The following is a 25192-nucleotide window of genomic DNA, read 5'->3' as shown; positions in this document are numbered from 1 at the left end:
ATGAGCTAATCTGCTATTTTTGTAATAGAATAGGTTCATAAAATAGATTCTTTGTATAAAATAAATATTCCATCGCCATGTTAAAAAAAATAGCAATAATCACAGGAGCTATCATCCTCTTAGTTGCAGGATCATTATTTGCAATTCCTTATTTTTTCAAGGATCAGATAAAGGCTAAAATCATTGACGCCATCAATCAAAAAGTGGATGCCAAAGTCAGTTTTGCCGATGCCGATCTGAGTTTGTTTAAAAACTTTCCCAATGCTAATGTTACCATCGAAAAATTAGCTATCATCAATAAAGCACCTTTTGAAGGAGACACACTGATTGCATTAGGCGAACTGAATTTAAAAATGTCAATCAAAGAACTTTTCAAAGGAAATAATGAACCCATAAATATTGACGGAATTAGCTCTAAAGATGGTTTAATCAATATTATTTTCAACAAAGATGGAATTGGAAATTATGATATTGCCATAAAAGATAACAAAGCAGCTGAAGAATCTAAAAGCAAACCATTGGCTTTGAATATTCAGAATTATAAAATAGAGAATTTTCAGTTCCGATATTTTGATGAAAAATCGAAAATAAAAATGCTTATCGACAGCTTAAACCACGAAGGAACAGGTAATTTTGCGGCTTCCAAATTAGATTTAGAAACCAAATCAACTGCTAAAATAAGTCTGGATATGGACAAGGTGAATTATATGAAAAATGTAGCCCTGACACTGGACGCTGTTTTAGGGATTGATTTAGAAAAAAGCAAATACACTTTCAAAGAAAACAAGGCTTTAATCAATCAATTACCATTAGAATTTGACGGATTCATTCAATTAGTCGATGCGGGTCAGGAATACGATTTGAAATTTAAAACCCCTACCTCTTCCTTTAAAAATTTCTTAGGTGTTATTCCTGCGGCTTATGCCGCCAGTTTAGACAATGTAAAAACCACCGGTGATTTTACCGTTGTTGGTTTTGCCAAAGGATTGTATTCGGACACTACAGTACCAAAATTCAACATCGAAATTGCATCCAACAATGCCTCTTTTCAATATCCTAATCTACCAAAATCAGTACAAAATATTATCATAGACACTAAAATCATCAATCAAACCGGAATTTTAAATGACACTTATGTCAACTTAGACAAACTTTCTTTCCGCATTGATCAGGATGTTTTTAATGCCAAAGCCAATATTAAAAACGTTACTCAAAACGCCATTGTTGATGCTGCATTAAAAGGAACGATCAACTTGGGTAATTTATCTAAAGCCTACCCTATCAAATTAGACAAACCGTTAAGCGGAATCTTAAAAGCCGATGTCACTACTAAATTTGACATGCAATCGGTAGAAAAAAGCCAGTACCAGAACATCAACAATGCCGGTACGATGAGTTTATCAGGTTTTAAATATACTGACGAAAACGGTAAATCGATGAACATTAACAATGCTGCGATTGTATTTAATCCGTCAAGAGTGAACTTAAAACAATTTAATGCTTCGACCGGAAAAAGCGATTTGAGCGTTACTGGAGTTTTAGAAAATTTCTATGGTTTCATATTTAAAAATCAAAACCTGCAAGGAAATTTCAACCTGACTTCAAACCAATTGGCTGTCGATGATTTTGTGACTACTGAAAAAGATGATGCTTCTAAAACACAAACTAAGAAAACAGAAGCGATGAAAATCCCAGCTTTCTTAGATTGTAGTCTTACGGCAAAAGCCAATACGGTATTGTATGACAATTTAAACCTAAAAAATGTTTCCGGAAAATTAATTGTTAAAGACGAAAAACTAACAATGGAGAACGTTAAAACTTCCATTTTTGGCGGTTCAATCGGATTAAATGGTGCGGTTTCTACTAAAGAAAAAACACCCACTTTCAATATGAATTTAGGTTTAAATCAAGTAGATATTGCACAGTCTTTCACCCAATTGGACATGCTAAAAAAATTAGCCCCAATTGCCGGAATTGTTAATGGTAAAATCAACTCTACCATCAAATTGAATGGAAATCTGGATGCAAACGAACTAACACCTGATTTAAAAACCATTACAGGAGATTTATTAGGCCAGTTTCTTTCCACTACCATCAATTCCAGTAATTCGACGCTATTGACAGCCCTAACTTCAAATATCAAGTTCTTAGACATGAGTAAAATCAATTTGAACGATTTGAAAGCGGCTATTTCCTTCAAAGATGGAAAAGTAAACGTAAAACCTTTCAATATCAAATACCAGGACATTCAGGCAACTGTTGGTGGATCGCATGGTTTTGACCAAAGTATGAATTACAACATCAAACTAAATGTTCCCGCAAAATATCTGGGAACAGAAGCCAATGCGTTAATTTCGAAATTATCAGCTGCCGATGCCCAAAAACTGGAAAACATTCCTATCAATGCTATTTTGACCGGTAGTTTTTCGAAACCTAAAATCACCACCGATTTAAAAACTGCAGCTACAAATCTTACTAATCAGTTGATTCAACAACAAAAAACGAAATTAGTCAACAAAGGCACCTCAGCATTAACTGATATTATCAATAAAAACAAAAAACCGGGAGATACCACTAAAACAGTTATTCCTGCAACCAAGGCAGAAGTACAAGAAAAAGCCAAAGAGCAGGTAAAAGCGAAAGCTTCTGACTTATTAAATGGATTTTTCAACAAAAAGAAAAAAGTAGTGGATACGACTGCAACGAAGTAATAATTTATCTTTTTAAAAAAAGGATGGTTTCTGAATTAGAAAACCATCCTTTTTTTGTTTTCTAATTAAAACTTCATTGAACTAGCCAACTCGGCTCTTTAATAAAATTCAAAAACTTAAAATTTTGTAGGATATTTTTATATATTTGAGAAGCAAAATAAAACCAGCTTTATTGATTAAAGCAAGCTTAGTATAGATAGTATTGCGTATATAAGTTAGTTAAAATAAAACTATGAAATTAAAATGTTTAATTATTGCAGCAGCTATTTGTTTAATTACAAGTTATTCTTCTGCCCAAAATAGTACTTCTAAATACGAAACAATGAATCTTTCGGAATTGAAAAATAAGAAAGACAGTATTGACAAACAATTAAGTTATTTAAAGTTAGCTTTTTATCTTCAAAACATAAAAAAAGGAAAAAGTAGATATTCTTTGGCTACCCAAGAAGATCAAAATCTTTTATGGATTATGCATCAATCTCCTAACTATGAAAACCTAAGAAAAATATGGAAGAAGGCTGTTAATGAATATATTGCCTTTGAAGAAGAATATTCTCCTGAAATAAAGAAACATCGAAGTTTAAATTATAAAAACAGTGAGAAATCTTTAACTAGCAGAAATGAATATAATAAAATATATTTACATCTAAAGGATGAGTTAAAGCATCGAGAATATGAAAAATATATCTATTATGAAAAAAACTTCTCTGACAAACTTGGTGACATGTGGTATGATGGTGGATCATACTTATTAAACTTTCACAAATCTAGAAACTTGAAGGTTCCAACAGACTGGTTAACCTATAAAGATTTATTTGGAATTGAAAATTTCTCTAACTACAATGAATTGATGGAGAATTTAAAATATACTAATAAAGCAATCTCAACAAAATAACTTTAGCTAATCGAGAGACGGCTCTGCCCCAAACGGGGCGGAGTTCGCCTCTCAAATTTATATTCCGAAAACCAAAAAAACAACAAAAACTTATCGTTGTCCACTATGCGTAAGGGATAGAAGCGGCATCCTTTTAGGAATCCTTCGCCCTTTTTGGACGGGATGATTCCTAAAAGATATAGCGTACAGCCCGACCTTATTGAAAAAACATTTTTCTTGTTTTTTCAATAAGGATACGCCCCAATAATAATACTGTTAGACTTCAATACTCACCACATAACCCTCCGAACCACGAACATTAAAAACAGTTCCATCTTCAAATAACAAATACTGTCCTTTTATCCCGGTCAATTTCCCTTCAAAATTAGGGGTTTTGTCTAAACTCAGACTTTTTACTTTAGAAGGATATTGTAAAACGGGATATTCCATTTGGTACAAATCATTTTTATCCAAAATAAAATAATCTCGTACTTCGTGAGGAATTAAATTTTCCAATTTCAATCGTTCAGCAACTAAATCTACGGCTTCAATATCGTTGGTCAACATTTTGCGCCAATTGGTTTTATCGGCATAATGATTTTTTAGAGCGACCTCGGTAATTCCTGCCAAATAACGATTAGGAACTTCCACAATGGCTATCGCCTCATTGGCACCCTGATCAATCCATCGCGTAGGAACTTGTGTTTTTCTAGTCACTCCCACTTTTATCTCGCTTGACAAGGCCAGATAGACAATATGAGGTTGCAATTGCACTTTTTCTTCATAAGCCAAATCTCTATCTGCAATTCCTAAATGCGCCGTACTCAACTCGGGTTTCATAATCCAATCGCCCACAGCGGCACTGGAATAAAAACAATCATAACAAAAACCCTGACGGAATATTTTCTTCTTTTTACCACAATTCAAACATTGGAAACCAACAAAATTAATGGCAATATTTTTATCTAATAGCTGGTTTACATTCAAAAAACTATCTTCAAAAACCAGGTAATATTGAATCGGGTTTCCGTATTCGGTTTCCATTTTAGTAAGTACTCCTTCGTATTGCATTAAGATTAGTTTTTTAAAGTTTGATGTTTCGTAAATTTTCCTATTTTTGGTAAAGTTATTATTCCTAAGGTAAATTTCATAACCCTATTTTTTAAAAATGCCAACACAGCTCATCAATTCATTTGCATCCTGGGTTTTAAAACAACGAATCCATCAGATTGAACTTTTCTTGAAATACCCAAATGAGGTTCAGGAAGAGCTACTTGTGAATTTGATTGCTGCTGCAAAAAACACAGTATTGGGTAAAAAATACGATTATGCTTCCATTAATTCCTATGCCACTTTTGCAGAAAGAATTCCGATTTCTACTTATGAAGAATTACAGCCTTTAATTGAAAGAACAAGACAAGGAGAACAAAATGTTTTTTGGGAATCGCCTATCAAATGGTTTGCAAAATCCAGCGGAACTACCAATGCGAAAAGCAAATTTATTCCTGTAAGTAACGAAGCACTCGAAGATTGTCATTACAAAGGCAGCAAAGATTTATTGTGTTTGTACCTGAGTAACAATGAGAACTCTGAACTTTTTACAGGCAAAAGTTTACGTTTGGGAGGAAGCTCTCAAATCTATGAAGACAACAATAGTTTTTTTGGTGATTTATCAGCCATACTGATTGAGAATATGCCTATTTGGGCTGAATTTAGCAGCACTCCCAGCAACAAAATTTCGTTAATGAGCGAATGGGAATCTAAAATGGCTGCCATTATCAACGAAACCAAAAGAGAAAATGTAACCAGTTTTGCCGGTGTCCCTTCTTGGATGTTGGTTTTAATGAATAAAATGCTCGAAGAAACAGGCAAAGGGAATTTATTCGAAATTTGGCCAAACCTGGAAGTGTATTTTCATGGTGGAGTGAGTTTTAATCCATACCGCGAACAATATCAAAACTTACTTCCTAAAAAAGATTTTAAATACTACGAAATATACAATGCTTCCGAAGGCTTTTTTGCCATTCAGGATTTAAATCATTCCAGTGATTTATTGTTGATGCTGGACTACGGAATTTTCTATGAATTCATACCAATGGATACTTTTGGGACAATGAATCAAAAAACTATCCGTCTGGCCGATGTGGAGTTGAATAAAAACTATGCCGTTGTAATTACTACTAATTCAGGTTTATTTCGCTATTTAGTGGGAGACACGGTACGTTTTACTTCACTAAATCCATTCCGGATTAGAGTTACCGGAAGAACCAAACACCACATCAATGTTTTTGGAGAAGAATTGATGGTCGAGAACACCGATCAAGCCTTAGCCAAAGCCTGCCATATCACTCATTCCGAAATAGTAGATTATACCGTAGCTCCAATTTTCATGAAAGAAAAAGAAAAAGGAGCCCACGAATGGATGATTGAGTTCAAGAAAAAACCGGCTGATATGGTGGTTTTCCAAAAAGCGTTGGACGAAACTCTGCAATCATTAAATTCGGATTACGAAGCCAAACGTTACAACAACATGACGCTAAATCCATTGGTAATCAATGTGGCCAGAGAACACTTATTTTACGATTGGCTCAAAGACAATAACAAATTAGGCGGTCAACACAAAATCCCGAGATTATCTAATGAAAGGGATTATTTAGAACAGTTGAAGAACATGCAGGAAAAAGTGATTTTATAAAAAAACCTTAACTCATTGAATTAAGGTTTTTAACTATATATTTTACAAAAAGAATCATTCTTCCAAAATCTTCTTCAAATTAGCCAAATTTTGAGTTTGTGCATCGGTGATAAATTTCTTCCCTATAATAGACATTAAATTCATCGGATAAGCGGCATGACCATAGAATTCATTGGTAACTTTCGTTTGATTTCCTGAAACAGCCTCTACAATTGTAGCTGCCTTATCATCGCCTTTCATTGGTCTTTCAAAATGCAAATCAACGTCAATTCGTTCATCAGAAACAGCCGTAATTTGCTGCGAACCTTCGCCCACATTGTCATCCTTACTATTCCATGAAGCCTTAAATCCTACTGTACCGTCGGTGCCTTGGTAATCCATAACGACATTAGTATCCTGCATTACCCAAACACTGTATTTCTCTTGATTTTTAATCATCTTTACATAATCAAAAACCTCTGACTGCGGCTTATTAATAGTGGTTGAAACCGAAACCGTATAATCATTTGGAATAAACAAAGCCACAATTAAAAGTAAAGCTACTAAGGCCAGAAATACAAATATTATTTTTTTAATGATTCTCATGCTTATTGTTTTTCGTTTTTATCAAAATTCACCATCCAGTTGATTCCAAATTTATCGGTAAACATTCCAAAATAAGCACCCCAAAAAGTATCAGCCATCGGCATATAAGCATTTCCTCCTACTGAAAGTCCGTTAAAAATTCTATCGGCTTCGTCTTTGCTTTCCACATTGATAGAAATAGAAACATTACTGCCAAAAACCACATCACCACTAGCCGAATTACTATCGCTTCCCATCAAAACAGCCTGACCAATAGGCAGGCAAACGTGCATGATTCTGTTTCCTTCCTCTTCAGATAATTCAGGAGTATTGTCTCCTGCAGGCATATCTTTGAACTTTCCGATGTATGGAAATTCCCCACCAAAAACTGATTTGTAAAACAAAAAGGCTGCTTCACAGTTGCCATTAAAAATTAAATAAGGATTGATTGTTGCCATAATTATATTTTAAGTTTGATTGATTTATTCTTTTGAAAGTTCTTTTACTATCGCTAATGCCTTTAAAAATGTAGTGTTTTATATCTGTAAGTATTAAGACAACTTACTAAAATCCATATACAACACTCCCCATCGATGACCATCTAAATCAGAAAAACCACAGCCATACATCCAACCCTGACTCAAGGCCGGTTTTGAAAAGACTATTCCTCCTGCTTCCTCAACTTTATGAGCGATTGCATCTACTTCTTCCCAACTTTCAGCATCTATCGAAATTAATACTTCTGAACTTTGCTGTGTATCCGTAATTTTATTTTTTATAAACTCCTGAAACATCATCTCTTCAAAAAGCATGATCACAAAATTACTTTCCCCAACTAACAAACAAGTGGAATATTCGGTATCATGTTGTTCGTTAAAAGAAAAACCAAGTTTAGAAAAAAATAGCTTAGATTGCTTAATATCTTTTACCGGAAGATTAAGCCATATCTGTTTAGTCATCTTTATTGAATTTAAATCGGATTAGTTTTCAACGTACTTTTTGAAATTATCTAATATAGCCTGCCATCCCTGATGTTGTAATTCTTCTGAATTTACTGATTCCGGCTCGAAATATTCCCTTATTTCAAATCCATCTTCCTGCTCCTCAAAAACAACAATGACCATCCTGCCGTCTTCGATAAAATAAGCAATTAATTTTTTGTCCAGAATAGCCGAATAAGTACCTACAAAGTCAAAACTCATTGTTCCATCTTTGGAAGCCATAGTATATTTGAATTTCCCTCCTACTTTCAGATCATTTTCTGCATAAGGGGTATGCCAATCTTCTGAAGCTGCGTTCCAGCTTGTAATATGCTCAGGTGATGTCCACAAACTCCAAACCTTTTCTATGGGAGCTTGAATTTTAGTTTGTACTGTTATCATTATGCTCTATTTAAGTCCGTTTTATAAAAATACGATTTTAAATTTACATTCATAAAAAAAACCTTAGTTCAAAATGAGAACTAAGGTTTCTTAAACGTTATTATTTTGTTATTTAAATTTCGTCCATCATATCGATGTGTCTATCGTGGTAACCTAAAAGATACAAAACACCATCAAGACCCAAACTCGAAATAGAAGTGGCAGCACTTTCTTTTACCGTAGGTTTAGCATGGAAAGCAATTCCTAATCCGGCTAAATTAATCATTGGTAAATCGTTTGCTCCGTCACCCACAGCAATAGTTTGATTGATGTGAATGCCTTCTTTCTCAGCAATAGCTTTCAAATATTCGGCTTTCTTTTGACCGTCAACAATTTCGCCAATATAATTCCCTGTTAACTTACCGTCTTTAATTTCCAATTCATTGGCATGAACATAATCAATACCTAATTCTTTTTGCAAATAATTTCCAAAATAAGTAAAACCTCCAGATAAAATAGCCGTTTTATATCCGTAATACTTCAAGGCTTTCATCAAACGGTGTGCTCCTTTTGTTATTGGCAAATTGATAGCCACATTGTGCAATACATCTTCACTTAAGCCTTCTAACAAAGCCATACGTTTCTTAAAGCTTTCGCTAAAATCAATCTCACCATTCATCGCCGATTCGGTAATAGCTCTTACCTGCTCACCAACACCAGCCAATTCGGCCAATTCATCAATTACTTCGGTTTGAATCAAAGTAGAATCCATATCGAAACATACCAAACGACGGTTTCTTCTGTAAATGTTGTCTTCCTGAAAAGAAATATCAACATCTAAGGTTCTGGAAATTTCCATAAAACTAGCCGTCATAACAGTTTTATCTACAATTTCTCCAGAAACGGACAATTGTACACAAGAACGAGGATATACTTCTGTTTCTACAATCGAAGTTCTTCCAGTTAATCTTTTTATGGAATCAATATTTAAATTTTGGTCGGACATTATTTTAGTCACCGCAGCCAGTTGTACCGCAGCTAATGTTTCGCCTAAAATATTAATGATGTAACGTTGTTTAGATTGGGCTTTTACCCATTTTTCGTAATCGGCAATGGTAATTGGAATAAACTTTACTTTGATTCCCAATTCATAGGCTTTAAACAACAAGTCTTTTAAAACCGGCGCTGAAGAAGAACCTGCTTCGATTTCGAACAAAATCCCTAAAGAAAGTGTATCGTGAATATCGGCTTGTCCAATGTCTAAAACAATGGCATTATACGTTGCCAACACTGATGTTAAACCAGCAGTTACCCCTGGTTTATCCTGACCAGAAACTTTTAATAAAATAATCTCTTTATCCTCAATTTCCATTTTTAATCTATATTGATTTAGAAGCGACAAAAATCGACAATCTATTGCTGATATAAAAGAATATTGTTTGTTTTTTACAAAGAGATAATTTTAAAGAAATAATCCGCATAAAAAAACCCGTCTCGTTCTAAAAAACGAGACGGGTTTGAAATTTTATAAATCAAAAAAATTAAGAAGTAATCTCTAAACGCTTCAATAAATTTTACATATAAAAAATACGCTTTGTAACGACAGCTAATTATTTCAATTTAAAAATCTGGTTATCATACTTATCAAACACATAAATATCATCCTTAAATGACTCTATTTTTAATGTATTAGTATACTCACTTAAATTATGGTTTTTGTCTTTGCCTAAAGAAGAGTCTTCAAGAAAAATCTCCGCATCCAAATTTTGATCTATCTTTATAATTCGGGTTCTTTTTCTATCAGTGACATAGATATTCCCTGAAGCATCAATTGTAATATTCTCTGGTTCATCTAATATAATTCCGTTAGGAGCTATTAATTTCACATCATTATTTTTTGAAACTTTCAAAATTCTATTTGTGTTAGAATCACAAATAAACAGATTGTCATTTTTATCAACTGCAAGTCCTGCTGGACCATTCAATGCTACCGATAAATTAAACTGAATTTCTTTACCCCAAGCATCAAATTTGAAAATTTTATTTGCATAATTATCTGAAACATATAGGTTATTTTCAGAATCAAAAACCAAATCATTCCATCTTTTATAATCTAAATTTTTACTTTGGGGATCAATAAAAATTGAACATTGTCCATTTATATCAATTTTTTTTATCTGTACATTTTTAAAATCTCCATCTATAACATAGAGATTTCCCAAATTGTCGATTGTTATGGCTTCAGTATTTGTAAAACTTGTATTTTGTGGCATTCCTATTTTGTTACCATATTTTCCATTTCCGGAAAAAGTACTTACCATTCCGTCTGATGAAATTTTTCGAATCACCAAATTTCCTTTATCGATAACATAAAGATTGCCACTAGTATCAAAAACCCCATCATAAGGATAACTAAATGTTGCTTTATTTATAATCCCATTTCTACGACTACCATTATCTTCACCAATTTGAATTATCTGTGCATCTTTATCAATGATATTTACAAAATCTTTAGATGGAACTATAATATTATTATTATCATCTACAGTAATTTTGACATGAAATGAAAAGTCCTGAGAACTCAAACCATCACTCTTTAAAGCTTTTCTTAATCTACCTTGTTTATCAAACGCATACAATATTTTATCAGAACTATCAAATACTAAAACATATCCTTTGCTAGTTAACGCAATTGATGACGGCCATTTAATTATTCCATTAGGTATAAAAGTTGTAACCATTCCATCTAGACCTAATTTTTTAATTTTCCTATTTACTTGATCAACAATAAAAAGTTCATTTTCATTATTTAAAGCTATATCAGAAATTTGATTAAACAAAGCTTCACCAGCTTGTCCTTGCTGATCTCCACTTATATCTTTCCCGGTAACAGTAGTTACTTTTCCATCAGACCCAATTTTTCTGATTTTATTTTTATCTGCAACATATATTTCATCTTTTTTATCTACAACTAAAGCTGAAATAAATTTAAACATAGCCGTCTCTTTTTGACCGTCTACTGCGACATCATATCCACTCTTAGAATATTTCCCAGCAAAATGACTAACATTACCCAGAGTGTCAATTTTAAAAATTTGATCATAATCTGTGGAAACATAAATATTATTTTTACTATCAACAATGATGTTTTCCGGATTATTTAATGAAGCTTTGGTATATTGTCCTGCTATATTCTCTTTTTGACCATTACCTGCATATGTCGTAATCTTATTGTCTTTGATTTGTCTAATAAGATTATTACCCGTATCAGTTATTAAAATAGTTCCATTATAATTAATAGCACTTGAAGCATTATTAAAGTAAGTATCTTTAATCCCGGGTATTCCTGAATAATTTACAATTTGAGTTGTCTTAATTGGCTTTGTACTGACCGATTCAACTTTTCCAATAGATTTTAATTTGTTATCATTATTAGTTATTGTATTCTTTTTAACAGATGAACAACTAGCGATTACAAAAATCAGTATAGGTATTGAAATCTTTTGTAACATAAATTTATCTTATTTATTAATGATTGTGAAATACTTCAAATGTATAAATATTTTCTTATGCAAATTAAAATCAATTATAAAAAAAAACCTGCTCAAACTAATGAACAGGTTTTAAGTATTGTAATAAAAAAGGAATCTTTTTAAGAAGCAATTTCCAAACGCTTCAATAAATTTTTATTCAATGTTTCCTTAGCATAATCCACATCAATTTCTAATATTTTATCATCAGAACTTGGTAATTCATACATCGCATCGGTTAAGATAGCCTCGCAAAGCGAACGCAATCCACGAGCTCCTAATTTGTACTCCAATGCTTTATCGACAATAAAATCCAAAGCTTCATTAGTGATAGTGAATTCCACATCATCCATTAAGAATAACTTTTGGTATTGCTTGATTAAAGCATTTTTAGGCTGAGTCAAAATTGATCTCAAAGTTGCTCTATCCAAAGGATCCATGTGTGTTAACACCGGTAAACGACCAATAATCTCTGGAATCAATCCAAAATCTTTGATGTCTTTTGGAATGATGTATTGCAATAGATTTTCCTTATCAATATTGTCTTCATTTTTTGACGTAGAATAACCCACAGCCTGACGGTTCAAACGTTTAGAGATAATTCTTTCTACTCCATCAAAAGCACCACCGGCAATAAACAAAATGTTTTGGGTGTTTACTTCCACAAATTTTTGGTCCGGATGTTTACGCCCTCCTTTTGGTGGTACGTTTACAACCGTTCCTTCTAATAATTTCAATAAGGCTTGTTGCACTCCTTCTCCTGAAACGTCGCGAGTTATGGATGGATTATCGCTTTTACGGGCAATTTTATCTATTTCGTCAATAAACACGATTCCGCGTTCAGCTTTAGCCACATCATAATCTGCAGCCTGTAAAAGACGTGTCAAAATAGTTTCAACATCTTCTCCTACATAACCTGCTTCAGTTAAAACTGTCGCATCCACGATAGCCAAAGGAACATCTAACATTTTAGCAATGGTTTTTGCAACCAATGTTTTTCCAGTTCCTGTTTGTCCCACCATGATGATGTTACTTTTTTCAATCTCTACCTCATCATCCAGTTGCTGTTGCATTAAACGTTTGTAGTGATTATAAACCGCCACCGACATTACTTTTTTAGTCTGGTCTTGTCCGATTACATATTGATCCAAGAAAGCTCTAATTTCTTTTGGTTTTTGCAAAATCAAATCACCAACTAATTTTGAACTTCCGCTTGATTTCAATTCTTCCAGAACAATTCCGTGAGCTTGTTCGATACATCTGTCGCAAATGTGCGCATTAATTCCAGCAATCAATAAATTGGTTTCTGGCTTTTTCCTTCCACAAAACGAACATTCTAATACTTCTTTTGCCATCTTTTTAACTTAGAAGTTAGAAATTAGAAGTTAGAAGTCCATATTCGTACCTCTAACTTCTAACCTCTAACTTTTTATTTATCCTCTTATTAAAACCTCATCAATCATTCCGTACTGTTTTGCTTCTTCAGCAATCATCCAGTAATCACGTTCACTATCAGCATATACTTTATCAAATTCTTGTCCTGAATGGTGAGATATAATTTTATATAACTCATCTTTCAGTTTCAACATTTCGCGTAAATTGATTTCCATATCCGAAGCAACTCCTTGAGCTCCTCCTGACGGTTGGTGAATCATTACTCGTGAATGTGGTAAAGCCGAACGTTTTCCTGCCGCACCTGCACATAACAATACTGCTCCCATAGAAGCTGCCATTCCTGTACAAATTGTTGCTACATCTGGTTTGATGTATTGCATGGTGTCATAAATTCCTAATCCTGCGTAAACACTTCCTCCCGGAGAGTTCAAATAAATCTGAATATCCTTAGAAGCATCAGCACTTTCTAAGAAAAGTAATTGTGCCTGAACGATGTTTGCAATTTGGTCATCAATTCCTGTTCCCAGAAAAATGATTCTGTCCATCATCAGCCTTGAGAAAACGTCTAATTGCGAAATGTTTAATTGACGTTCTTCAATAATATACGGAGTCATATTAGTAGGTGTCATGGCGTTTACGATTTTATCGTAATACATGGCGTTTACTCCTTGGTGCTTTGTAGCAAACTTTTTAAATTCTTTACCGTAGTTCATATTTATTTGTTCTAAGTTTTACGTTATATCTCGTTCTGTTGTACTTGTACAAAGGTTATACCTCTTTACAAATAATGCCATTATGTCTTGTTTTTTAGCCCAGATAGTAGCGAAAAGCTTTTTGAAATCCGTTTTTTAGTTTTTTTATTCTTGTAAAGCGACCGGAGGAAGCTCTTTCAAGAATTTTAAAAAACTGAAACGGATGAAAAAACTTGTAGCGTATAGCTGGATTTTGCTCCTGAAACAATTTAAAACAAAAGAGCGTCAAAAAAAACTTCTGACGCTCAAATATAACTATTTTTTTAACTTTTGGCTAATGCCTACAGCTATTCACGAAATTATTTATTCTCCGTAAGAAGCAGCAATAAATTCTTCGTAAGTCACTTCTTTAGTTGTTGGGTTTGCTTTTTCTTTGAACAATTCCAATAATTTTTCAGCAACTACCTGATCAGAAAGTCTTTTTACTTCGTCTTGGTTAGATAAAACTCTAGCTACAATTCCTTGAACTTCTTCGTCAGTAGGATTTGTTTGCCCGAATTGAGCCATTTGAACTCTGATGTTTTTAGCTGTAAAAGTTTTTAAGTCTTCAAAAGTGATTTTGATATCATTTTGAGCCAATGCTTTTCCTTCGATTAATTGGAAACGCAATCCTTTTTCAGAACGTGCATATTCTACTTCAGCTTCTTCTGGAGTTAATTTTTTCTCTCCTACAGTTTGCAACCATTTTTTAAGAAATTCAGAAGGCAAGTCGAATTTTGTGTTTTCGATTAAAAACTCAGTAACGTCACCTAATAATTTTTGGTCCGCTTGTTGAGCAAATTGAGATTCAGCATCTTCTTTGATTTTTCCTTTCAAATCTTCCAATGAAGCTACTTTTCCTTCTCCGAACAATTTGTCGAACAATTCTTGGTTCAATTCAGCTGGCTCAGAAACACTGATAGCTTCGATAACGAAATCTACATCAATTGCTAAACCGTGAACGTTATCATGACCTACTTTTAAGTAATCCATCAATTGGTGATCGTCTTCAAATAAACCGCTAGTGTTTACAGTAACAACATCACCCACTTTTTTACCGATGAATTTATCAGCAGTAGCTTTGTCTTTGAAAATATCTAATGAAATAGTAGTTGTGTTACCAATTCCTTCAGCCTCGTTAGTAAAAATTCCTTTGATGTCAGAAGTAGCTTCAACAACTTCCTGAGGAATTGCAGTACCAAATTGTTTTTGGATACGAGCTACCTGACCATCGATTAATTTATCATCAGCAGTAACTACATATTTTACGATATCGTTTTTAGCATCTAAGTCTAATTCGAAGTTTGGCACTAAACCAATTTCGAATTCAAAAGTCAATTCTTCAGCAGACCAATCTAATTCTTCGTTTACTTTAGCAAGTGGAGTTCCAAGAAGATTTAATCTTTCAGATTGAATATAACGCTCTAAAGCCAAGTCAACAACTTTCTTAACTTCTTCTTTTTTAATCTCTCTACCGTATTGTTTTTCAACTAAATCTTTAGGCACAGCCCCTTTTCTAAATCCTTTTACTTGCGCCAAAGGCATTTTTTCGTTGATTCTTTTGGCTACTTGTCCTTTGTAATCCATGTGTACCACAGTCATTACAATGGTTTCAGTTACAGCATCAATTGCTACTCTTTTAATATCCATCTTCTTCTTTAATTTACATAATAAAATTGGCTGGCAAAATTATAAAATTTTCACAAGCCAACCAAGCTTTTTTATTTATTGAATTTCAAGGAGTTCAAGATGCTAAAGTCCAACTTATTTCCACCTATTTATTTGGGCGTGTCCCTCCGAGATTGCTTCGTCGTTCCTCCTCGCAACTCCGGTTCAGGCTGTTCGTTATAATCTTTTATTCCGCTACGCTCCATAAAAGGATTTTCACTGCCATCCTTCACGCAACTTTGTGTTTAGAGACAACACCTTGTTATTGAAATTGATTTAAATATTTTGTAAGAAAAAATGAATATATTTGGATTAAAAATACTAGTTATTCAAAAAAAACATCATTATGCTTGAACTAATCTGGGGAATACTCAATTTTGCCATCCTAATTTATTTCATAATTATTTGCTTCAAAGCAGTTAAAGTTATTCGTGAAAATTTAGGAGGAATAGCAGCACTTGTTTTGGTTTTGGGTCTTTTATCCTTTAAAGTGAATTCAAAAGATGAAAATAACAAAATTAAAACCTTTGATTTACAAAACGTATCCCAGAAAATAGAATCTGAAAAATTTGAAGGGAACGAACATCTTAATGAGAAGAAACTTGAGCAAAATCTATTAACAGATTTTCAAATGTTAATTAAATATAGTGAAAATAATAATGAAATTAAATTACTAACCGCTTACGTAAGTAGGACAGGAATCGAAATGGGAACCGAATGGAAACCCTCTACTGTATTTCTAAATAAAGTTCACAATAATTTATATGAATATCATATTTCAGGTTCAATCGATTGGAAAATTTTAGGAATTAGATTTTATACCCAATCAAAAGAATTTGATGGAAAAATTGAATTGAAAAACTAAAATTATCAACAACAAATGAAAAAAATAATCCTCACAATATTAACCAGTTTAATTTCACTAAGCTTCTTTGGACAAGAAATTGCAGGACAATGGAATGGAATTTTAAAAGTCCCGGGGGCACAATTAAGGCTTGTATTTGATATCCAAAAAACAGCTAATGGAATCGGCGCAACTATGGACAGTCCAGATCAGGGAGCTAAAGGAATTCCGGTAAGCACAAGCAGTTTTGAAAATTCGGTATTAAAAATCACCGTAGCAAACTTAAAAATTGAATACGAAGGAACATTAGGAAAAGACAATATCATTGTGGGTAATTTTAAACAAGCCGGGCAAAGTTTCCCTATGAATTTGTCAAAAGAAAAAGCGGAAAAAGAAGCACTTATTCGACCACAAGAACCTACAAAACCATATTCCTATTATTCAGAATACATTATTTTCGAAAATAAAAAAGCAGGAATCAATTTAGCCGGCACGCTGACATTACCAAAAAAAGACGGCGTTTTCCCAGTTGTAATTTTAATTAGTGGTAGCGGACCTCAAAACAGAGACGAGGAACTATTAGGTCACAAACCATTCCTTGTATTATCAGACTATTTAACAAAAAACGGAATTGCCGTTTTGCGCTATGACGACAGAGGAGTTGCAGCATCCAAAGGCAATTTTAAAACCGCTACAAGCCTGGATTTCTCCACAGACGTTGAAGCCGGAATTGAATATTTAAAAACCAGAAAGGAAATTAATAAAAGTAAAATTGGTTTAATTGGTCACAGTGAAGGTGGAATAATTGCACCTATGGTTGCCCGTAAATCAAAAGATGTTGCTTTTATTGTTTTGTTAGCTGGAACAGGAATTCAAGGCGACCAATTGCTTTTATTACAACAACAATTAATAGGAAAAGCATCAGGAGTTAGTGATGAGGACTTACAAAAAAACAAATTGTCCAATAGAAAAGTTTTTGACATTGTAAACAAATCGGCGAGCCTTGAGCAATTGCAAATAGATTTAACGAATTACATTAAACAAACTTTAAAAGACAATTCTAACGGTGAAAAACCAGCAGAAATGAGCGATGATGATTTTATAAAACTACAACTTAAACAAATCGCAACTCCTTGGATGCATTATTTCATCAAGTACAACCCTGCACCAACCTTAGAAAAAGTCAAATGCGCCGTATTAGCTCTTAATGGTGAAAAAGATTTGCAAGTACCTCCAAAAGAGAATTTAGCAGCAATAAAAGAAGCATTATCAAAAGGTGGAAATAAAAATGTAACTGCAATAGAACTTCCCAACTTAAACCATTTATTTCAAGAATGTAAAACGGGTTCTCCACAGGAATACGCTACAATTGAACAAACTTTCTCCCCTACTACTTTAATAGAAATTCTAAAGTGGATAAAAACTCAGACGAAGTAAAAAAAACGAGAATAGTATTAAAATAAAATCTAAAAAAACATGCTTACAGACATTCATCCAAAGTTACCCATGCGGGACAAAGGACTAACCCGGGATTATTACATCAATAAACTAGGCTTTCAGGAATTTGGCAGCGCTGATTTTGACGGCTATCTTATGGTGCAAAAAGACCATATCCAAATTCATTTTTTTGAGTTTAAAGAACTTGACCCGAAAGAAAACTACGGTCAGGTTTACATCCGGACAGATGATATTGACCAATTGTACCAATCCTTATTAAACAACAAAGTACCCATTCATCCAAACGGACATTTAGCAATAAAACCTTGGGATCAAAAAGAATTTTCATTACTTGATCCTGATAACAACTTGCTGACCTTTGGGCAAACATTATAAAAGTAAAAGCTTGTGCTAGTTCAATAAAAAGAATTAAATACTTTTTAAACCTTTATTTAGCATCAATTGGAATAAGCTTAGACAAAATTAATGTTTGGAATAGAATTGCCCAACTACCCCATTGAAACCTGAAAAAAGAATCAACTTACAAACTAACGTTTTCTTATTCAAAAGAATACTAAAATTACAATCAACTCGTTTAACTTCTGTATGCAAGCTGATTTATTTTTAAAAATCAACCAATCATGTCAATTCTGTGTTACATTTGTTTCCTCTGTATCAGCAAAATAAATTTTACGTTCTTATATTAAATCGCATATTTGTAAATAAAAACCTATTCACCGTATAGTCTTTACTATTACACAACCAAACCCCATTCTAACCGATTTACAAAAAATGAAAACGCCAATCATACCCAAAAATGAAAAAGAAAGACTTGCAGAACTGGATTCTTATAAAATAATAGGAGAACTAGAAGGGGAAGATTATGATTTTTTGACACAAATGGCGGCACAAATTTGCGATACCAAAATCTCCTTAATCAGCTTAGTTACGAATGACAAACAATGGTTTTTATCCCATCATGGTTTAAAAGAACGTGAAACGCCAAAAGAAATAGCATTTTGTGCACACACCATCAATCACCCAAAAGACATTTTCATTATTGAAGACGCGACTATAGACGAACGTTTTCACGACAATCCTTTAGTAACAGGACATCCAAAAGTAAGCTTTTATGCAGGAATGCCTTTGGTAACTGAAAATGGTTTTCCGCTAGGGACAATTTGTGTAATAGATGATTCCCCAAAAACACTAACTGAAAAACAAATTACATCTTTAAAGATGCTAGCCAGTCAAGTCATCAACCTTTTGGAACTTCGTAAAAAAACATTTGAGCTAAAAGAACAAAATAACAGCTTAAATAAAATTTCAGCATTATTCAATGAAAGCCAAAAAATAAATAATATTGGTGCTTGGGAATTAGACTTAACAACGGGTAATACCTTTTGGACAGACCAAGTGTACCACATTCATGAAGTACCTAATAATTTAATTTACGACAAATCAAAAGCAATTGAATTTTACCATCCTGATGATAGACATATCATTATAAATGCCATTGAAAACGCCATCGCAACAGGAGAAGATTTTGATGTAGAATGTCGTTTTATTACCGCAAAAAATAACTTCAAATGGGTGCGTTCTTCTGGAAAAGCATGGATAGAAAATGATAAAATCATCAAACTCATAGGAACTTTCCAAGATATTACAGAAAAGAAAAAAACCGAGGAACAACTGCGCATAAACGAAGAAGCTTTCAGAGGAAATTTTGAAAATGCAGCTGTCGGCATGGCGTTGTTGAACCATAAAGGACAATGGATTAAAGTAAACAAAAAACTTTGTTCCATTTTAGGATACGAAGAAAAAGATTTTTTGAACCTGACCTTTAAAAAAATAACCCATCCTGAAGATGTAACAACTGATTTATACTTACTAAAACAACTGATTCAAGGCAAGCGGGACAGTTATACTACAGAAAAACGATATTTTCATAAAAACGGACAATTAGTTTATATCATTCTTGCGGTTTCCATAGTCAAAAATAACAAAGGAGAAATCCTCTATTTCATATCCCAATTTGTAGATATTACATCGCTGAAAAATACCGAGATCCAATTAGAAAATACGATTGCTTATAATGAAGCCATAATGCATGCCAGCACTCAAGTGGCCATTATTGGGACGGATACCAGAGGAATTATTAAAACTTTTAATGAAGGCGCCGAACTATTACTAGGATATAATGCCAACGACCTTATTGATAAAGAAACACCTCAATTCATTCACCTTCCCGAGGAAATGATAAAGGCCGGTCAAAAGCATTTTGAAGAAACAGGCGAACAAATAGAAGGTCTTAACATCTTTGTAAATAACGTACGAAAGGGAAAATCAGAAACCAAAGAATGGACTTACAAACGAAAAGACGGCAGTACTTTTCCTGTTTTACTTTCTATGTCAGCCATTAAACAAAAAGGTGAAATTACCGGATTTCTTGGAATAGCCACTGATATTACCCAAATGAAACAAGTAGAAAGAGAAATCCTAACACTGCTTGAAATTGCCGAATCTCAAAATGAAAGACTAAAAAACTTTGCTTATATCGTTTCGCATAATTTACGCTCGCATTCTGGAGGTATCAGTTCCCTAATTGAATTGATAGCATCAGAATTTCCGGATTTTAGCCAAACTGACTATTTTGATTATCTAAAAAAATCCTCTATCAACCTTTCAGAAACGATAAAACATTTAACCGAAGTAGTTCAAATTAATTTATCTGCTAAAGCAAAACTGGAAACCATTTTGTTAAAGCCTGTTATTGAAAATAATATTAGCAGTCTAATGATTCAGGCTCATAAACAAAACATAACTATTACAAACGAAGTCAATCAAGACACTACTGTCAAAGCAATTCCAGCTTACTTAGATAGCATCATTATGAATCTAATTTCGAATGCTATTAAATACAGCTCTGAAGAAAGAAATAGTTACTTAAAAATAAAAGCGAAAAAAACCGATAAATATATTATTTTAAAATTTATTGACAACGGCTTAGGAATCGATTTAAAAAAACACGAAAAGAAGCTTTTTGGAATGTATAAAACATTTCATAATCATGCTGATTCCAGGGGTATTGGGTTATTTATTACCAAAAACCAAATTGAATCCATGAATGGTAAAATTGAAGTCAACAGCGAAATAAATATTGGCTCTACTTTTAAAATATATTTAGAATATGAAGAAAATTGATATTACATCCGTTATTAAAAACAATACTACTTTTTCTTTTTAAACATCCTCATTGGAAATAACTGGCCTTTCTCAAGAAACAAAACTATTTTGAGTCACTGTGTTTCACAACTGTAACAACATCACTAACTTTTAAATTTCCGTCCTGTTTTGCAATTGCATTCTGCCCAAAAATCACTTTCTCACCTACTTTCTTGTATTTTGACAAGGTAAACAAAGGATCCTTACCCGAGAAAACTCCTTTTTCGGGATTAACGGTTGTCATAATACAGCGCCCACAGGGTTTCACTCCATAAAATAGCAATGTACCAATAGTAAATTCCTTCCAGCTTTCTTCTTCGTAGGCTTGTCCTCCGCTAAAAACAAAATTAGGTCGGAAACGACGAATACTCAAATTTTCTGCCAATCGCGAATTCAAATCATCCAACGACGACTGACCAATAATTAAGAAAGGGAATCCATCCGAAAACGACGTAATATCAGTCGGAGAAACGGCAAAATCAGGATCTACTTTTCGCTGACTTTCATCAGGCATATAGACCAATCGAACGCTAAAGCCCAGAATTTCCGAAAACCAAGCCGAAATTTCGGCATCCACTTCAACGGCTGCTACACAATCTTCCCAAACCATAACATCTGACAGTGCATTGTTATTTTGCTGAGAAAGAGAAAAAGACACACTGCCTTTGGACAAATCAGCATGCGAAATATGAAAAATATCCTTCTCTATTTTTGGCTGAAATAAAGCTAATTTGGGATGTGTTCTTTGACTGATAAAAACACCTTCCTCATCCACTAACATCCAGCGTCTGTCGTATTCCAATCCTCTTTGGGTTACCCGGGATTCCTCTAAACGAATACCTGCCAGTGATTTTACAGGATAAATCCAAATTTCTGAAAGTTGCAACATCGAAGTTTTTTTCAAAAATAATAAAAAACTATAAACATCTAAATCTTTTAAAACCATTAAGACAGCTAAGAGTCATTAAGTTTATTGCTTAACTTCTTAACTACCTTAATGGTTAAATTTTAAAACATTATACTTAAAAAAACTATTTAATTTCTTTTATCATTCCTCCACATTCCAGCATTTCTGAACCATAATACGGATTCTTGATTACTTTAAATTCACTTATCCAGTAGCCATTTTTGCCTTCATTATACATTGGGCAATAGTCCTGATACAATTTTTGTTTACTTCCAAAAGTGGCAATCAAGCTGGTTATATCCTTACTTAAAACCGCAAAATGCATTCTTTGTTGGTCAATTTTTCCTGAATTAGAAACAATCAATTCAGCTTGTTTTTTAGCATCCTCGGTGATTTCAGAATACTTCACTGTAAGTTTTGCATCTATTTTATTAGTATCAGTAGCTGAAACTGCCTTAATAAAATCGGTTGAAGCTGCGGCTGCATCTTTACCGTTATCTTTTGCTAATGCATTTTTAATTTTCAAATAGGCATTGATAATTACTTCAGTTGAAACAGATGCTTTAACGGCATCGCTTACCGGGACAATTTCTTCTATTTTTTCTTCAGGAGCTTCTTGAGCTTCTTTTACCGGCTCTAAATCCATTCCGCATTTTTTGCAGCTATCTCCTTTTTTCCCTGTTTCTTCAGGATGCATAGGACAGCAGTATTTTTCGTCGCTTTGTGCTGTCGTTTGTTCGATTTCGCTTCCTGTTTCTTTATTTTTTTGATTACAACTTAGCACCACAAGCGCTAATAAGACAGAAGAAAGAATTATTTTTTTCATTTTTAAATTTAAAAGAATTAAAACTAATTGGTTACATTAAAAAAAGTATACTCAAATTTCAGCAAAATACCACTGGTACTTGTGCGTTCCATATTGCTATATATCTGGCGTCGATAAGCTAAATCTATTCGCGCCTGACTGTTTAAAATAAACTGAATCGAAGGTACAACATCTAGATAAGATTTCCCATTTTGGTTCAATCGTTGCCCCAAAAACTCTAACATTCCATTGATGTTTGTTTGTTTAAAATTAGTGTACTTTTTAGGATACATCAATTGCCCTATCGAAAAAGTATAATTCATCGCACTATTACTAAATGCATCGGGAAAGGCATTGTCCTGATTATTCAGCGCTCTTTCATAGCTAACACTTGCACTCAAGGCCGTTTTATTAATCAATTTAGTAGCTACGGTTCCTATTTCATAACCTGAATTCATTCCCATAGTCTCTATATCTTCCTGATTAATCGAAGCATTATTAGTACTAATTCTTCCATAAGCAGCCAGTCTTAAATGACTATGAAGATCATCAACCGAAAAGAAACGATACTTAGCATATAAACTTCCGCCTTCTAAGACCAAATTACCCTGTTTGTTACTAAAAAAAGCCGAAGCATGAAGCATCCAATCTTTATTAACACCCCACATCAACTCAGGCATATTGTGGTAATTATAATCCGCAGTCTTTTTAAACGCAAAGTGACTCATATCCCTTACTCCTATTGAGCCTGTAGGCATATTACTGGCCGGTTCGGTCATTACAAACAACTCTTGGGCATTGATTTGTGATGACAATAAACTCAGCATCAAGATTATTAAATATCGCATCACTATATTGTTTTTACAAAATAAGTTCCTTCCTGAGCATCTAAAGCTAAATATTTCGACAACATCTTAGCCGATTGTTTGTACTCTTTTTTAGTTACAAAACCGCTATTCAACACTTTCAGTCTAAGTGTTCCATTAGCTGCTTTTTCTTTGGCATCTACAAAAACATAAGTTCCACTTTCATTTTTAAAGCTTGTATTGTCCTTTTGCTGTAAATTATCCACATCCATTGTCAAAATCATGGAACCCACAAAAAAACCTGTTTTTTCAATATTGGCTTTTAATTGTTGCGGAGTTATCACGCTGTTTTTCTTAATGTTAACCACAAAAGTATTGTTATTCAAATCAATCATTACTTTTTCAACCTCTGGCATTGCCTTAAGTTGTTTATTAATTGCATTGGAACACATCGAACAAGTCAATCCTGTCGCAATGATTTCGGCTTTTGAAATTTGGGCATAGGAATTTATCATGCCCAGTAACATTACCAAGACAATCAATCGTTTTTTTATTATATCTGTTTTCATCTCTTTTAAATTTTGTCATTCAATAATTTACTACAGTCTTTTTGGAATACAAAAAAAAACTAAAGACTGTAGCAATAAAATTGAAGAATTAGTGGTGACTATGATCTTCCTTTTTTTCAGATTTATCAGTATCAGTAGTTCCGGTAGCTTCTCTATCGTATTGACAACAAGTGTGCAATTTTTTGTATTGCTCTTCGGTAGCTGAGAACTTCTCACTATCATAACCGGCTTGGGCAATTCTGCTCAAAATTTCATCCGGATTTGTTTTAGCTGAATCATAAGTTATTTTTGCCATTTTAGAATCGACATCCCATTCTACTAAAGCTACTTTTTTAAGATTCCCTGCTTTTTCAATGTTCTTTTTACACATCTCACAGTTACCTGAAATTTTTACAGTCTCTGTTTTTTTGTTTTTAATTTGCGCATTAACACTGATTGATAGCAATACCACCGCTGCTATCATTATTTTTTTAAATGATTTCATGACTTTATATTTTTTAAATGATAAGATTAATCAATACCAACAAGATAGTCTTAATACACTATCGTATTTTTAATTAACCGAAAAAATGAATTGTTTGTAAAGCAATAATTTTGCTTTGAATTTGATACACCAATGGCTATCAAGAAAGAGATTTAGCCTATTTTAGGTATCAACCAAAGGCTGACATATCCATCAGAAGGGAAGGATACAGCATGAGAAAAATTTTGTTTTTTTTCTGAAAAGCTAAAAGCTGTATTCAGAATTTCGTATTGAATCGAAGAAGTGATTCCAATATTTACTGAAGAAACACTACACATAGATTGTCCGCATTTCCCTGAACAACCTTTGTCTTTTGAATCTTTAGAATTTGATTTTTTACTACAGCAATCTTTCATCTTTGTTTTGGAAGACATTTCCATTTTACAGGAATGATTGCCTGAATCAGGCCCACATGCATAAGTTGCACCCGGCATCAAGAAGAAGCCCAGTAACAAAAATACTATGATGTAGATTTTATTCATTTTTAAATCCTTATTGAATACAAAATTAATGATTTTACTCCGTCAAAAGAGAAATCAATTTGTAT

23 protein-coding genes are annotated in these 25192 nt (G+C 33.3%); 7 read left to right on the top strand and 16 right to left on the bottom strand.

The window, feature by feature from the left end:
- Positions 1-77 precede the first annotated feature (77 nt).
- Both EOD40_RS05110 and EOD40_RS05105 read left to right on the top strand, forming a co-directional pair.
- Positions 78-2711, top strand: coding sequence for an AsmA-like C-terminal region-containing protein (locus tag EOD40_RS05110; RefSeq protein WP_128193818.1), 2634 nt, complete (start codon positions 78-80; stop codon positions 2709-2711).
- A gap of 232 nt (positions 2712-2943) precedes the next feature.
- A complete protein-coding gene (locus tag EOD40_RS05105) occupies positions 2944-3606 on the top strand; it encodes a hypothetical protein (protein ID WP_128193817.1) in 663 nt (220 codons plus the stop codon).
- A gap of 255 nt (positions 3607-3861) precedes the next feature.
- Here EOD40_RS05105 and EOD40_RS05100 read toward each other — a convergent pair whose 3' ends face one another.
- Entirely contained in the window at positions 3862-4656 is a 795-nt protein-coding gene (locus EOD40_RS05100; RefSeq protein ID WP_128193816.1) for a DUF2797 domain-containing protein, read from the bottom strand.
- 97 nt (positions 4657-4753) lie between these two features.
- Here EOD40_RS05100 and EOD40_RS05095 point away from each other — a divergent pair, with 97 nt between their 5' ends.
- Complete coding sequence (locus EOD40_RS05095; RefSeq protein WP_128193815.1) at positions 4754-6280, top strand: GH3 auxin-responsive promoter family protein; 1527 nt, start codon at positions 4754-4756, stop codon at positions 6278-6280.
- A gap of 54 nt (positions 6281-6334) precedes the next feature.
- Here the strand turns inward: EOD40_RS05095 and EOD40_RS05090 are convergent, their stop codons facing one another.
- From EOD40_RS05090 to EOD40_RS05050, 9 genes are all read right to left on the bottom strand, one after another.
- Positions 6335-6865, bottom strand: a complete 531-nt coding sequence (locus EOD40_RS05090) for an SRPBCC family protein (protein ID WP_128193814.1) — start codon at positions 6863-6865, stop codon at positions 6335-6337.
- 2 nt (positions 6866-6867) lie between these two features.
- Complete coding sequence (locus tag EOD40_RS05085) at positions 6868-7302, bottom strand: VOC family protein (protein WP_128193813.1); 435 nt, start codon at positions 7300-7302, stop codon at positions 6868-6870.
- A 93-nt stretch (positions 7303-7395) separates the two neighbouring features.
- Positions 7396-7803, bottom strand: a complete 408-nt coding sequence (locus EOD40_RS05080) for a VOC family protein (RefSeq protein ID WP_128193812.1) — start codon at positions 7801-7803, stop codon at positions 7396-7398.
- A 21-nt stretch (positions 7804-7824) separates the two neighbouring features.
- On the bottom strand, positions 7825-8226 hold the full coding sequence (locus EOD40_RS05075; RefSeq protein WP_128193811.1) for an SRPBCC domain-containing protein: 402 nt from the start codon (positions 8224-8226) through the stop codon (positions 7825-7827).
- A 112-nt stretch (positions 8227-8338) separates the two neighbouring features.
- Entirely contained in the window at positions 8339-9577 is a 1239-nt protein-coding gene (serB, locus tag EOD40_RS05070) for a phosphoserine phosphatase SerB (protein WP_128193810.1), read from the bottom strand.
- A 238-nt stretch (positions 9578-9815) separates the two neighbouring features.
- Entirely contained in the window at positions 9816-11717 is a 1902-nt protein-coding gene (locus EOD40_RS05065; protein ID WP_128193809.1) for an NHL repeat-containing protein, read from the bottom strand.
- Positions 11718-11857: 140 nt separating this feature from the next.
- Positions 11858-13090: an ATP-dependent Clp protease ATP-binding subunit ClpX gene (gene clpX, locus EOD40_RS05060; protein ID WP_128193808.1), complete on the bottom strand. Its 1233-nt coding sequence runs from the start codon at positions 13088-13090 to the stop codon at positions 11858-11860.
- Positions 13091-13168: 78 nt separating this feature from the next.
- Positions 13169-13843: an ATP-dependent Clp endopeptidase proteolytic subunit ClpP gene (clpP, locus tag EOD40_RS05055; protein WP_128193807.1), complete on the bottom strand. Its 675-nt coding sequence runs from the start codon at positions 13841-13843 to the stop codon at positions 13169-13171.
- 342 nt (positions 13844-14185) lie between these two features.
- Positions 14186-15511, bottom strand: coding sequence for a trigger factor (locus EOD40_RS05050; RefSeq protein WP_128193806.1), 1326 nt, complete (start codon positions 15509-15511; stop codon positions 14186-14188).
- Positions 15512-15875: 364 nt separating this feature from the next.
- On the opposite strand from EOD40_RS05050, the gene EOD40_RS05045 reads away from it, so the two are divergent.
- From EOD40_RS05045 to EOD40_RS05030, 4 genes are all read left to right on the top strand, one after another.
- Entirely contained in the window at positions 15876-16394 is a 519-nt protein-coding gene (locus tag EOD40_RS05045; RefSeq protein ID WP_128193805.1) for a hypothetical protein, read from the top strand.
- Positions 16395-16409: 15 nt separating this feature from the next.
- A complete protein-coding gene (locus tag EOD40_RS05040) occupies positions 16410-17810 on the top strand; it encodes an alpha/beta hydrolase family protein (RefSeq protein WP_128193804.1) in 1401 nt (466 codons plus the stop codon).
- A gap of 39 nt (positions 17811-17849) precedes the next feature.
- Positions 17850-18206 carry a bleomycin resistance protein gene (locus EOD40_RS05035; RefSeq protein ID WP_128193803.1) on the top strand — a complete coding sequence of 119 codons (357 nt, stop codon included), beginning with the start codon at positions 17850-17852 and terminating at the stop codon, positions 18204-18206.
- 396 nt (positions 18207-18602) lie between these two features.
- A complete protein-coding gene (locus EOD40_RS05030; RefSeq protein ID WP_128193802.1) occupies positions 18603-21014 on the top strand; it encodes a GAF domain-containing sensor histidine kinase in 2412 nt (803 codons plus the stop codon).
- An 85-nt stretch (positions 21015-21099) separates the two neighbouring features.
- Here the strand turns inward: EOD40_RS05030 and EOD40_RS05025 are convergent, their stop codons facing one another.
- The 6 genes from EOD40_RS05025 to EOD40_RS05000 form a co-directional block, all read right to left on the bottom strand.
- Positions 21100-21924 carry an MOSC domain-containing protein gene (locus EOD40_RS05025; protein ID WP_196781413.1) on the bottom strand — a complete coding sequence of 275 codons (825 nt, stop codon included), beginning with the start codon at positions 21922-21924 and terminating at the stop codon, positions 21100-21102.
- A gap of 142 nt (positions 21925-22066) precedes the next feature.
- Entirely contained in the window at positions 22067-22768 is a 702-nt protein-coding gene (locus tag EOD40_RS05020; RefSeq protein ID WP_128193800.1) for a DUF3347 domain-containing protein, read from the bottom strand.
- A 23-nt stretch (positions 22769-22791) separates the two neighbouring features.
- Positions 22792-23595 carry a hypothetical protein gene (locus tag EOD40_RS05015; RefSeq protein WP_128193799.1) on the bottom strand — a complete coding sequence of 268 codons (804 nt, stop codon included), beginning with the start codon at positions 23593-23595 and terminating at the stop codon, positions 22792-22794.
- Positions 23596-23597: 2 nt separating this feature from the next.
- Positions 23598-24122, bottom strand: a complete 525-nt coding sequence (locus EOD40_RS05010) for a heavy-metal-associated domain-containing protein (protein ID WP_128193798.1) — start codon at positions 24120-24122, stop codon at positions 23598-23600.
- Positions 24123-24210: 88 nt separating this feature from the next.
- Entirely contained in the window at positions 24211-24606 is a 396-nt protein-coding gene (locus EOD40_RS05005) for a heavy-metal-associated domain-containing protein (protein WP_128193797.1), read from the bottom strand.
- A gap of 152 nt (positions 24607-24758) precedes the next feature.
- Entirely contained in the window at positions 24759-25127 is a 369-nt protein-coding gene (locus EOD40_RS05000) for a hypothetical protein (protein ID WP_128193796.1), read from the bottom strand.
- Positions 25128-25192 lie beyond the last annotated feature (65 nt).

It is taken from the genome of Flavobacterium sufflavum, assembly GCF_004016525.1.
Classification (GTDB): Bacteria; Bacteroidota; Bacteroidia; order Flavobacteriales; family Flavobacteriaceae; genus Flavobacterium; species Flavobacterium sufflavum.
The sequence above is the reverse complement of the archived record's forward strand: the minus strand, read 5'-3'. Positions and strand labels throughout refer to the sequence as shown.

Bases quoted from the DNA above. Each gene is read 5' to 3' on its own strand.
- clpP (WP_128193807.1), bottom strand. From the start codon at position 13,843: ATGAACTACGGTAAAGAATTTAAAAAGTTTGCTACAAAGCACCAAGGA.
- EOD40_RS05000 (WP_128193796.1), bottom strand. From the start codon at position 25,127: ATGAATAAAATCTACATCATAGTATTTTTGTTACTGGGCTTCTTCTTG.
- EOD40_RS05075 (WP_128193811.1), bottom strand. From the start codon at position 8,226: ATGATAACAGTACAAACTAAAATTCAAGCTCCCATAGAAAAGGTTTGG.
- EOD40_RS05025 (WP_196781413.1), bottom strand. From the start codon at position 21,924: ATGTTGCAACTTTCAGAAATTTGGATTTATCCTGTAAAATCACTGGCA.
- EOD40_RS05090 (WP_128193814.1), bottom strand. From the start codon at position 6,865: ATGAGAATCATTAAAAAAATAATATTTGTATTTCTGGCCTTAGTAGCT.
- EOD40_RS05100 (WP_128193816.1), bottom strand. From the start codon at position 4,656: ATGCAATACGAAGGAGTACTTACTAAAATGGAAACCGAATACGGAAAC.
- clpX (WP_128193808.1), bottom strand. From the start codon at position 13,090: ATGGCAAAAGAAGTATTAGAATGTTCGTTTTGTGGAAGGAAAAAGCCA.
- serB (WP_128193810.1), bottom strand. From the start codon at position 9,577: ATGGAAATTGAGGATAAAGAGATTATTTTATTAAAAGTTTCTGGTCAG.
- EOD40_RS05020 (WP_128193800.1), bottom strand. From the start codon at position 22,768: ATGAAAAAAATAATTCTTTCTTCTGTCTTATTAGCGCTTGTGGTGCTA.
- EOD40_RS05045 (WP_128193805.1), top strand. From the start codon at position 15,876: ATGCTTGAACTAATCTGGGGAATACTCAATTTTGCCATCCTAATTTAT.
- EOD40_RS05085 (WP_128193813.1), bottom strand. From the start codon at position 7,302: ATGGCAACAATCAATCCTTATTTAATTTTTAATGGCAACTGTGAAGCA.
- EOD40_RS05080 (WP_128193812.1), bottom strand. From the start codon at position 7,803: ATGACTAAACAGATATGGCTTAATCTTCCGGTAAAAGATATTAAGCAA.
- EOD40_RS05015 (WP_128193799.1), bottom strand. From the start codon at position 23,595: ATGCGATATTTAATAATCTTGATGCTGAGTTTATTGTCATCACAAATC.
- EOD40_RS05005 (WP_128193797.1), bottom strand. From the start codon at position 24,606: ATGAAATCATTTAAAAAAATAATGATAGCAGCGGTGGTATTGCTATCA.
- EOD40_RS05095 (WP_128193815.1), top strand. From the start codon at position 4,754: ATGCCAACACAGCTCATCAATTCATTTGCATCCTGGGTTTTAAAACAA.
- EOD40_RS05030 (WP_128193802.1), top strand. From the start codon at position 18,603: ATGAAAACGCCAATCATACCCAAAAATGAAAAAGAAAGACTTGCAGAA.
- EOD40_RS05110 (WP_128193818.1), top strand. From the start codon at position 78: ATGTTAAAAAAAATAGCAATAATCACAGGAGCTATCATCCTCTTAGTT.
- EOD40_RS05050 (WP_128193806.1), bottom strand. From the start codon at position 15,511: ATGGATATTAAAAGAGTAGCAATTGATGCTGTAACTGAAACCATTGTA.
- EOD40_RS05010 (WP_128193798.1), bottom strand. From the start codon at position 24,122: ATGAAAACAGATATAATAAAAAAACGATTGATTGTCTTGGTAATGTTA.
- EOD40_RS05035 (WP_128193803.1), top strand. From the start codon at position 17,850: ATGCTTACAGACATTCATCCAAAGTTACCCATGCGGGACAAAGGACTA.
- EOD40_RS05065 (WP_128193809.1), bottom strand. From the start codon at position 11,717: ATGTTACAAAAGATTTCAATACCTATACTGATTTTTGTAATCGCTAGT.
- EOD40_RS05105 (WP_128193817.1), top strand. From the start codon at position 2,944: ATGAAATTAAAATGTTTAATTATTGCAGCAGCTATTTGTTTAATTACA.
- EOD40_RS05040 (WP_128193804.1), top strand. From the start codon at position 16,410: ATGAAAAAAATAATCCTCACAATATTAACCAGTTTAATTTCACTAAGC.